Here is an 8800-nt window from a genome sequence, read left to right on the forward strand (position 1 = left end):
GCCAGACCGCTTCATCGTCAATCCGATCCACCAAATGCCGGGACTGAACACCTAGTTCTCTTAAGGTAATTTACTGTTGCATCACCATCTACGTCATCAGGCAATGGTTCAGCAGGTGACTTTGCTCGCGTTGAGTCTGGAATTGCAAGACCATTTGCCAATCCTACCAGATCAAACGCCAAGCGGAGCGCATGCGGCCCATGCGCAGCCCCAGCCAACGGAAGCTCGACAGTCTTTGTCGGCATGTCCAGCGGTGGCTCGTATAGAATCTTGTAAATTTCACTTCCGAGTGCAGGTGTGGATTTCTTAGTTTCTACACTGGAAAAATGCTTCCAATATGGGTGGCCAGTTCCTTCCCGGACGATAACGCGGGTTGCCACCGAAAGCGCTGATCGAGCAGCATTGAGTATGCGCTCTTCCAATGGATCAATTTCCGTACCACCTTGGTTAATACGTACAAACGCTTTTGCCGCCTGTGTCGCGGTGCGCCCTTTTATCCATTGAATCTGTAATGTCTTTAGAGAAGAAGCTGGATGATTTATTTTATAATCTTCCCATCTTCCAACGCCGCCATCCAGAAGCTTCATGGTTATATCATGCATCTTCAACTGATGCGCCGAAATGCGAGATCCATATAATTGGCGTGAGAGTTCACCACCGCCGAAATCGCTATGTATCCACCCGATGAGGGCGCTGAGGCGATGCGCACCGTCAACGACGAATATACGTGACCCGCTTTCCCAAAGAATGATCGCTGGAATGATATCTCCCGCGCAGAATGTCTCAATCAGGTCAACCGCTTGCCGGGGAGTCCAATTTGCCGTCTCTCTCTGAAAATCGGGCTTCCTGAGTCGATTGAATGTGATTCCCGGTTCAAGATCCGTGATTCTGAGCTCTGTAGATTCGGACTGCTGATCGGTTTCCTCGAAGAAATCGTCGCGTTTCAGAAGGGCATCCAAATTAATCGCTTTGTCAGATTTTATCTTCGCCACGCCACACCCCTCCCAGTTCCAAGCCTCAAGCATAGCTCAGGCTTTTCGTCGCGAAAAGCATGTCAGATTCCCGGAATCCAGAATCCGGATTCAGCCTTATCCTATGGATTTTGGAACGAACACCGAGAACTGCTTGACCGATTCTACAATAATGATGGGCGGCAATACCGACCTTCCAAATAATACACAGAAATTTCTTTCAAGATTCCCCTCACCCCAACAACCGCCCCAGATCATAGCGCCCCTTCCCCAGCGCCAGTTCGTTGAGGGCGTCGGCGAATGCGTCCACCTGATCGTCGTGCGCGGCGGCGGGGAACAGGCTCAGTTCGTCCAGGAACGGGGTGATCCATGCGTCGCGGTCCGCGTCGCCGGTCATCAATATGTCGACATTGCCCGCTTCCGCCTGGGTGGCGGCGGGGCTGGCGCGGGTGGCCTTGTCGCCGGTGGGCAGTTGCACCACCACCACATGGCCCGCCAGCTTGCGCACGAAGGTTTCCGCCTGCGCCTTGCCCGCCTGCCCCGGATCCTGCGTCAGCCGCACGATCGTGCGCGGCGGATCGAAGGCGGCGGCGGTGGCGATCGCCGCGTCCACCTCCATCGGCGATCTGCGCAGGCGGCGGCATCCCTCGATCAGGAAACGGCCGTCCTGCCCGCGTGAGAGCAGCACGCCCGCCGTCCAGTCCGGATCGTTGCCCGCGATCTTGCGCGTCGCCGCCAGATCCCATGCGCGCACGCGGCGGCGCTCGCCCGCGGGCACCGCGCCCACCGGCCGGAACCAGGATCGCCTGAACAGGCCGCCGTCGCGCGGGGCCGGGCGCTGCTGGTGCTGGCCGGCGGTGGCATAGGCGCCCATCGTGCGTTCCAGCTCGTCGACGATATGGGCGGGAAAGCGTTCGGGGAACAGCAGCTCGCCCGGCTCCGTCCGCCAGTCCGCCCCCACGCCCGTCACGCAGCGCCGCTCCGGTTCGAAACGCATCGGCAGCATCAGATGTTCGTATCCCAGCCGTTCGGCCAGGATCAGGCCGGATACGTCGCGTTCGTGCAGCCGCTGCATCACCACCACGATCGCGCTGGTTTCCGGGTTGTTGAGCCGGGTGGGCAGCGCTTCGCGGAACCACAGGTTCACGCGCTCGCGCTCCACCGCGCTGTTGGCGTGCTCGGCGGAAAGCGGATCGTCCAGGATGATGCGGTCTCCCCGGCGGCCGGTGATGTTGCCGGGCGTCGCCACCTGGCGGAAACCGGCGGCGCTGTTCTCGAAATTCAGCTTCTCGTTCTGGTCGCGCGCCATCGCCACCCGGTCTCCCCACAGCCGCCGGTACCAGGGCGAGGTGGCGAGCCGCCGGCATTTCAGATTGTCGCGGATGCCCAGCGTCTGTTCGTGCGCCACGCCCACATATCGCATCGCGGGCATGGCGCGCGGCCCCCATTCCCACATCGGCCAGAACACGCCGCAGATCGTGGATTTGGATGTGCCGGGCGGCACGTTGATCAGCAGGCGGCGGATCTGCCCGGCGGTCACCGCCTCCAGATGGTCGCAGATCAGGTCGATATGGCGGCCATGGACATAGGGCTGGCCGGGTTCGATGACGGGCCATGCGCGGCGGACGAAGCCGGCGAGCGAGCGCGAGCACGCTTCCCGCGCGGCGGCGTCGGCCACGGCGCGCGGATCATGGTCCAGCATCGTCGCCGGGCGCATCGCACAGGGCCTCCAGCGCGGAGAGCTGCTCATCGGTCAGCCTGCTCATGTCGAACCGCACGGGGTCTCCGCCCGGCCCGCTGTGCTCCACCGCCTGCGCCACCCGGCCCCAGCCGCGATCGAGGATGGCGCTGGCGGCGGACGTGCGCGCGCTGGCGGTGGCGCCCCTGTCGCCCATCACCTCCACCAGGGTCGCGATCGCGGCCTCGGTGTGCGCGCGCGCCAGTTCGGGCAGAGAGCGCGGCGCGGCTGGGGAGCGCGGCGCGGCGGGGGGCCGGGTCTCCGGGGATGCGCTGCGCCCGCCCTTTCCCGCCATGCCCGCTCCGTCCCGTTCCACTGGAAAGCAAGCGGCCGTCCTACGCATCGCCCGCATCGGGCGCTGCCGCCGTCACGCGGCGGCGGCCGATATGATAGACGCCCTCCACCGTGCGCTTGATGCGGGTGCGGCCGCGCTGTTCCTGGCGGGCGCGCAGCAATTCCGTGCGCCCCTCCTCCATCACCCAGCGGCGGATGCAGCGCCAGTTGGTGTTGTAATGATCCTCGAGCTGCCAGCCCAGCCGGATGAAGGTTTCGCGAAAATCGGCGGGCTTGGGGCGATAGGGGCGGATCAGCCCGGTATCGGGCTTGCGCTGGCGGCGGGCCGGCGCCGCCGGTTCGGCGGTTGCGGCTGCTTCGGCGGTTTCGGCGATGATGTCGGTATCGGTCATGCGGCTTCCCTTCTTCGGTAGCGGTCTGTCTGGCTCAGCAGGATGTCGAGCTGGCGGGTGGCGGCGGGGGCGCGGGCGCGCGATTTCAGCCAGCGCTGCATCCAGGGAACGGGGTCGCTCACCGCGCGCGCCCGCGCCTCGCCCAGCGCCTCCAGGATCGCGCCGTCGCCATGGTCCTTGCGCCAGCGCCCCAGCATCGATCGCGCGGCGCGTTCGCCCAGCCCCGCCGCCGTCAGCAGCGCCACGCCCTGGTCGAACACCGCCTTGGCGGTGTCGGCGAGGGCTGGCGGCGGGGGCTGGGGGGCCGGCGGCGCGTGCGGGCGCACCGCCTCCGGTTCGTCAGAACCGGATGCGTGTTTCCCGTGTTCTTGTGTGTCCCGCGCCTGTCCCGCGCCTGTCCCGGTTTCGGGCTCGGCGGGCGGCGACACGTCCTGATAATGCCCGTAATTGCGGATGGTGATCAGGATGCCGGCCTGTCCCGATACCGTCCCGATCATGTCGTGGCGGGCGAGTTTCTCCAGATAGCGCGCCACCCGGTTCTTGCCCCAGCCGAACGACTGGCCCAGCGACCGCAGCGAGCTGTGGAGCTGGCCGCGCGCCACCACGATCCCCTCCCCCCTGGCGTTGCGGCGGCGCATGTCCTTCCACGCGGCGGTCTCGATCAGCCAGATCCACGCCTCCCGCTCGGACATGGGCTCGCCGTCGTCGAACGCGTCGCAATCGCGCCAGCCGCGATGCAGGCAGATCCAGCCGCTCATCCGCGCACCGCCTGGTTGCCACCCCAGAACACCGCCTGCCCCTTGCCGGTGCGGCCGTTGCGGCGCTTGGCCAGGATCAGTTCCAGCGCGCCTTCGCAATCGCGCAGCCGCCGGCACCATTCGCCATGGCGGGGATCGCCCTCGTCGGGCTGCGCCTGGCGCAGATAATATTCGTGGCGATAGAGGAACAGCACCGCGTCCGCGTCCTGCTCGATCTGGCCGCTGTCGCGCAGGTCGGACAGATGCGGGCGCTTGTCCTCGCGCTGCTCCACCGCGCGGCTGAGCTGCGCCAGCGCGAACACCGCCAGGTCGTGATCCTTGGCGATCGCCTTCAGCCCCCGGCTCACTTCGGAGACCGCTTCGTAATTGGATCGGCCCTTGCCCTCGGGCTGGACGAGCTGGAGGTAATCGACGACCACCAGTTCCAGCCGGCGCCCCGCCGCCGCCATGCGCCGCTTGTAGCGCCGCACGATCATGTTCAGCCGCCCGATCGAGACGCTGCCATAATCGGCCACCATGAAGGGGGCGTCCTCCACCCGCGCGATCGCGCGCGCCACGCGCATCTTCTGCGCGCCGTCCAGCCGGCCGTCGCGGATCGCCTCGAACGGCACGCCCTCGCGCCCGTCGAAGCAGAGATCGGCCGCCAGCCGCATCGCCAGTTCCTTGGCGGACATTTCCAGCGAGACATACAGCACGCCATGCCCCGCCAGCGCCGCGCCCAGGCTGTAGGACAGCGCAAGCGCCGTCTTGCCCATGCCCGGCCGCGCCGCGCCGATGTTGAGCTGTTTCGGGCGCATCGGCCCCATCAGCCGGTCGAGCGAGGCGATCCGCCCGCACGTCACGCCATGCTGGGGCCGCTCCATATCCTCCAGCATCTCGCGCAGGCATTGCGCGGCGGAGAATTCGGATGCGCCCTCATGCGCGGCGGTGGCGGCGGAAAGCGCGCTTTCGGTGCGGTCGATCACCACCTCGTTGCTTTCCGCCGGATCGGCGGCGAGCGACGACGCGGCGTTCAGCCCCGATACGAGCACGCGGCGCAGGGCCAGCGCGCGGATCTGCGCCGCCAGTTCGGCCGGGCTGCTCCACGACGCCGCGTTGCTGGCGGCCAGCCGGTTCAGATATGTGACGCCGCCCGCCTCCGCCAGCGCGGGATGATCGATCAGATAGGGGCGCAGCGTGATCGGGTTGGCGGGCCGGCCCAACGCCGCCTCGCGCACGATCACCGCATAGATGTCCGCCAGCAGCGGCTCGCTGAAATCCTCGGGCGCCAGCCGGTCGGCGACGCCGTCGATCCGCGCATTGTCCAGCATCAGCGCGCCGCACAGCGCCGCCTCGCTGTCGACATTGGTCAGCGCCTGATAGGGGTCCGCCGCCATCATGCCGCCCCGTCCCCGCCGCGCCCGTCCCCGCCGCCGTCGCGCAGCCAGGCGCGCGTCCAGTCGCGGTGCGCGCGCGCCATCGCCTCGCAATAGGGCCGGTCCGCCCACAGCGCGCGATCGGCGTTGGCGCGGCGGACAAGCGCGGCATAGCGTTCCCACGCGTCCATCACGCTCGGCCGCACCGGCAGCCGCACGACGTCACCCATCACGCGCCTCCCATTCCCGGCGGCATCACCACGGGCGCATCGGCGGCGGCGCGCGCGATGCGGCCGGGGCGCTGCATGAAGACGGGCGCGGTCATGCCGCGTCGCCCGGATGGTTGGGGGCCGGATAGTCGGTAGCCAGGGATTCGGGGGAGAAGCGGCGATCGCGCCGCCCCTCCCCCTCGCCCGCGCGGGGGAGGGAAACGCGCGGGGCGATGGCGGCTTCGGCGGTCAAGGCGGCGCCATGATCGAACGGGCAGGACGGCACCGTGCAATATTCGAATTGCGGATGGTGCAGCGAAACCCGGCAACGGATGCAGCGCGCGTTCATGCCGCCAGCTCCGCGCGGTGCCCGTCCATATATCGGATCACGCGCTCCACATTGCGCAGCGTCAGCGAACGCCCGTCGCGCAATTGCGCCACCAGCGCGCCGTCCCCCATCGCCTCCAGCCCGAAGCGGGAGGGCTTCATCGCGGTTTCGGCAAGGAACGCGTCGATACGCTCCAGCAGGCGTGTGTCGGTGATCATGTCCATAAGCCGCCATTCTATGATAAATTTCCAATAGCACAAGATGGATCGTTGGAAATTTATCAGATGGCGGGCGGGCGGCGGCGGTGGGATATATTTCCCATGGCGTCGAACTCGGATAAAAAGGCAGCGGCCGAACTCAGGGCACGGGCGCTCCATGCCCGGCTGATGGCGCTGCCGCGCCCGCGCGAGGATTATTCGAACAACGACTGGACGGCGGAGGCCGGGGTCAGCACGTCGTTCTTCACCAATATGCAGGGCCGGTCGAAACCGGCGAGCGAGCCTAGCGTCGGCAATCTGCGGCTCGTGCTGGAAGCGGTGGGGAGCACGCTTCCGGAGTTTTTCGCGGATGAGGCGCAGGGCCGGCTGATCGCCCGTCCGACCAGACAAGAACTGGAACAGGCGATCGCGGACGCTCTGCCCGGCTTGCCGAAGCAGGCGGACAAGCGGCCCGGATATCTCGCCGAAGCCGTTCTAAATGTCCTTGCGCTTCCGAAATCTCGTCCCGCCACGGCGGAAAGCGGCGATCGGCCAGCGGCGGACGATCCCGCAACAGCCGCTCCTCCTCCCGCATCCACCAGGCGAGCTGGATCTGCGCGATAGCGCAGCTACGCGAACAGTCCGAACAGCCGATATCGCAGCCCGGCGATTGCAACAACACCTGCACCTCTATCCCCGCCTCCGACTCGCGTTCGATCTTCGTTCCGATCTCAATGGCAGGAATTTTCCTACATATAAAAGGAAATATCCTATCATTCCGGTGCAAATCCGGCGCGCGCCGGTGCCAGGCCCGCACCCGAAACGATCCCGGAAATCCGCGCCAGAACCCCCGCCCCACCGGCCCGCCAGCCCCGCGGCCACCCCGGTCACGCAACCACGCGATTGCCGATTAGAATGATCCATTTCGGAGGCTTGCCACGCAAGTGACGTCATGACGGCGAGGGGCGTGGAATCAGGCCCCAACCGCCCTCAACGCCCCGCTCGGGCTGAGCCTGTCGGAGCCCTGTTCTTCTCTTCCGGTGTCCAGGAAAGGCAGAGCTTCGACAGGCTCAGCCCGAGCGGTGTTGATGACCGTGCGCCATTCCGATCACCGGCTCAGCCCCAACGGGGGTTAATGACGGAACAGGATTCAACCAGTCCCCGCCAACCCCAAAACCCGCTCGGGCTCAGCCCGGGCGGCGGTGAGAAGATCGCGCGCCATCCCCAAAACCATCCCTCGCCACCCCATCTGGCGCGCAGATTGGAAATTTATCATTTCCCTCTTGCTATGATAAATTTCCAATGCCATATCGCCTCCATCGGATGGAGGACGACATGCCACCCCCCTCGCTTCACGACTGGACCCGCGATCCCCGCGCCGCCGCGCTGCTGGCGGGCATCGCCGCCGATCCCCCGCGCTGCGAGGGGCGGCACCACATCTATGGCTGCGTGCGGGAGGACTGGCACGAATATGTCGGCCCCGCCGTCGATGCGCTGGCGGCGATCCGCGACGATCATGGCGAACGCGCGCTCGCCCGCGCCCATGCCGGCGATCGCCGCGCGATGGCGGGGTGGATCGCGCTGGGATCGGTGCATGACGTGATCGACGCGGCGATCGCCGCCGCGCGCGCCGCCGCCGCCACGATGCGGCACGCGGCATGAGCGCGCGCGCCACCCCGCCCCTCCCCGCCCCGCCCCTCCCCACCCCGTCCCTCAGCGCCCCATCCCTCACCATCCGCGCCGCGCCGCCCGATGCGGAGCTGTGGCGCCTCGTCGCGCTCGACGCGCGGGGCAAACTTTCAGGCAAGGATGCCGACCGGCTCTCCCGGATGCTGGCGGCGAAGGAAAAGGAAGCATCATGACGGACATCATCGTTTCGATCGCCGCCGCGACATCGGCGGCCGGGGCCATCGGCTTCGCCGGCGGGCGGCTGTTCGGCCGCGCCCGCGCGGCGGCGCTGGAGGCGCGGATCACCGCGCTCAACGGCCGCGTCGGCGCGCTGGGCGACAGCGAGAAATCGATCCTCTCCTGGCTCGACACCTATCGCTCGCAACGCGACGAGGCGCGCGCCGCGCTCGCCGCCGAACGCGCGCGGGCCAGCGCCCGCACCGCCGCGGGCAACCGCACGCGCAAGCTCAACCGCCTGTGCCGGGAAGCGGAAGCGGCGCTGGACGGGGTTGGGAGGGCGTGGGCCAATGAACGGCGCGCTGTATCTGCCCCCCGTCGCCAGCAAGGGCCGCGAGCATTGGCGCGCCGTCCACATCGCCGGCGACCGCAACCCGCCCTTCCACCGCCACGAACCCCTCCGCCCCTTCTGGAAACCCGCCTGGCGCGAACGCCCGGCGGGGGATGCGGCGGGGCGAGAGGCGGGTTGATGGGTGGGTGATGGACGGGTGATGGACGGGTCGAAATTCTCCCGAATATCACCCCCCCCCGTTCGGGCTGAGCCTGTCGAAGCCCTGCCCTTCCTGAACACCGCAACAGAAGGACAGGGCTTCGACAGGCTCAGCCCGAACGGATGTTGGTGGCAGTGGTGCCCTTTCACCCCGCTCAGCCCG

13 protein-coding genes are annotated in these 8800 nt (G+C 67.1%); 4 read left to right on the plus strand and 9 right to left on the minus strand.

What is annotated here, in order from left to right:
• Window positions 1-17 precede the first annotated feature (17 nt).
• From ACODTA_RS29915 to ACODTA_RS29955, 9 genes are all read right to left on the minus strand, one after another.
• Window positions 18-992 (minus strand): DUF262 domain-containing protein, encoded by a 975-nt coding sequence (locus ACODTA_RS29915; RefSeq protein ID WP_489071272.1) that lies wholly within the window; start codon window positions 990-992, stop codon window positions 18-20.
• Window positions 993-1203: 211 nt separating this feature from the next.
• The gene (gene terL, locus ACODTA_RS29920) at window positions 1204-2688 is read right to left on the minus strand and encodes a phage terminase large subunit (RefSeq protein WP_489071274.1); all 1485 of its coding nucleotides are present in this window, start codon (window positions 2686-2688) and stop codon (window positions 1204-1206) included.
• Window positions 2660-3004, minus strand: a complete 345-nt coding sequence (locus tag ACODTA_RS29925) for a hypothetical protein (protein ID WP_489071276.1) — start codon at window positions 3002-3004, stop codon at window positions 2660-2662. Before ACODTA_RS29925 ends, terL begins: the two co-directional genes overlap by 29 nt.
• Window positions 3005-3044: 40 nt before the next feature.
• The gene (locus ACODTA_RS29930; protein WP_489071278.1) at window positions 3045-3395 is read right to left on the minus strand and encodes a hypothetical protein; all 351 of its coding nucleotides are present in this window, start codon (window positions 3393-3395) and stop codon (window positions 3045-3047) included.
• Complete coding sequence (locus ACODTA_RS29935; RefSeq protein WP_489071279.1) at window positions 3392-4153, minus strand: hypothetical protein; 762 nt, start codon at window positions 4151-4153, stop codon at window positions 3392-3394. Before ACODTA_RS29935 ends, ACODTA_RS29930 begins: the two co-directional genes overlap by 4 nt.
• Window positions 4150-5532, minus strand: a complete 1383-nt coding sequence (locus ACODTA_RS29940) for a replicative DNA helicase (protein WP_489071281.1) — start codon at window positions 5530-5532, stop codon at window positions 4150-4152. Before ACODTA_RS29940 ends, ACODTA_RS29935 begins: the two co-directional genes overlap by 4 nt.
• Window positions 5529-5738 (minus strand): hypothetical protein, encoded by a 210-nt coding sequence (locus ACODTA_RS29945; protein ID WP_489071283.1) that lies wholly within the window; start codon window positions 5736-5738, stop codon window positions 5529-5531. The genes ACODTA_RS29940 and ACODTA_RS29945 overlap by 4 nt, the downstream gene beginning before the upstream one ends.
• Before the next feature lie 91 nt (window positions 5739-5829).
• Window positions 5830-6066, minus strand: coding sequence for a hypothetical protein (locus tag ACODTA_RS29950; protein ID WP_489071285.1), 237 nt, complete (start codon window positions 6064-6066; stop codon window positions 5830-5832).
• A complete protein-coding gene (locus ACODTA_RS29955; RefSeq protein ID WP_489071287.1) occupies window positions 6063-6263 on the minus strand; it encodes a hypothetical protein in 201 nt (66 codons plus the stop codon). The genes ACODTA_RS29950 and ACODTA_RS29955 overlap by 4 nt, the downstream gene beginning before the upstream one ends.
• A gap of 102 nt (window positions 6264-6365) precedes the next feature.
• Between ACODTA_RS29955 and ACODTA_RS29960 the strand changes: the two genes are divergently transcribed.
• The 4 genes from ACODTA_RS29960 to ACODTA_RS29975 all read left to right on the plus strand — a co-directional run bounded on the left by ACODTA_RS29960 (window position 6366) and on the right by ACODTA_RS29975 (window position 8628).
• Window positions 6366-6866: a hypothetical protein gene (locus tag ACODTA_RS29960; RefSeq protein WP_489071289.1), complete on the plus strand. Its 501-nt coding sequence runs from the start codon at window positions 6366-6368 to the stop codon at window positions 6864-6866.
• 711 nt (window positions 6867-7577) lie between these two features.
• A complete protein-coding gene (locus ACODTA_RS29965; RefSeq protein WP_489071291.1) occupies window positions 7578-7904 on the plus strand; it encodes a hypothetical protein in 327 nt (108 codons plus the stop codon).
• Window positions 7901-8104 carry a hypothetical protein gene (locus ACODTA_RS29970; RefSeq protein ID WP_489071293.1) on the plus strand — a complete coding sequence of 68 codons (204 nt, stop codon included), beginning with the start codon at window positions 7901-7903 and terminating at the stop codon, window positions 8102-8104. The genes ACODTA_RS29965 and ACODTA_RS29970 overlap by 4 nt, the downstream gene beginning before the upstream one ends.
• Window positions 8101-8628: a hypothetical protein gene (locus ACODTA_RS29975; RefSeq protein ID WP_489071295.1), complete on the plus strand. Its 528-nt coding sequence runs from the start codon at window positions 8101-8103 to the stop codon at window positions 8626-8628. Before ACODTA_RS29970 ends, ACODTA_RS29975 begins: the two co-directional genes overlap by 4 nt.
• Window positions 8629-8800: the final 172 nt, after the last annotated feature.

This window comes from Sphingomonas sp. FG14 (assembly GCF_057809675.1).

What these genes read in the sequence shown, in the direction of transcription:
- terL (WP_489071274.1), bottom strand. Translation starts at nt 2,688, where the DNA reads ATGCGCCCGGCGACGATGCTGGACCATGATCCGCGCGCCGTGGCCGAC.
- ACODTA_RS29925 (WP_489071276.1), bottom strand. Translation starts at nt 3,004, where the DNA reads ATGGCGGGAAAGGGCGGGCGCAGCGCATCCCCGGAGACCCGGCCCCCC.
- ACODTA_RS29930 (WP_489071278.1), bottom strand. Translation starts at nt 3,395, where the DNA reads ATGACCGATACCGACATCATCGCCGAAACCGCCGAAGCAGCCGCAACC.
- ACODTA_RS29935 (WP_489071279.1), bottom strand. Translation starts at nt 4,153, where the DNA reads ATGAGCGGCTGGATCTGCCTGCATCGCGGCTGGCGCGATTGCGACGCG.
- ACODTA_RS29940 (WP_489071281.1), bottom strand. Translation starts at nt 5,532, where the DNA reads ATGATGGCGGCGGACCCCTATCAGGCGCTGACCAATGTCGACAGCGAG.
- ACODTA_RS29945 (WP_489071283.1), bottom strand. Translation starts at nt 5,738, where the DNA reads ATGGGTGACGTCGTGCGGCTGCCGGTGCGGCCGAGCGTGATGGACGCG.
- ACODTA_RS29950 (WP_489071285.1), bottom strand. Translation starts at nt 6,066, where the DNA reads ATGAACGCGCGCTGCATCCGTTGCCGGGTTTCGCTGCACCATCCGCAA.
- ACODTA_RS29955 (WP_489071287.1), bottom strand. Translation starts at nt 6,263, where the DNA reads ATGATCACCGACACACGCCTGCTGGAGCGTATCGACGCGTTCCTTGCC.
- ACODTA_RS29960 (WP_489071289.1), top strand. Translation starts at nt 6,366, where the DNA reads ATGGCGTCGAACTCGGATAAAAAGGCAGCGGCCGAACTCAGGGCACGG.
- ACODTA_RS29965 (WP_489071291.1), top strand. Translation starts at nt 7,578, where the DNA reads ATGCCACCCCCCTCGCTTCACGACTGGACCCGCGATCCCCGCGCCGCC.
- ACODTA_RS29970 (WP_489071293.1), top strand. Translation starts at nt 7,901, where the DNA reads ATGAGCGCGCGCGCCACCCCGCCCCTCCCCGCCCCGCCCCTCCCCACC.
- ACODTA_RS29975 (WP_489071295.1), top strand. Translation starts at nt 8,101, where the DNA reads ATGACGGACATCATCGTTTCGATCGCCGCCGCGACATCGGCGGCCGGG.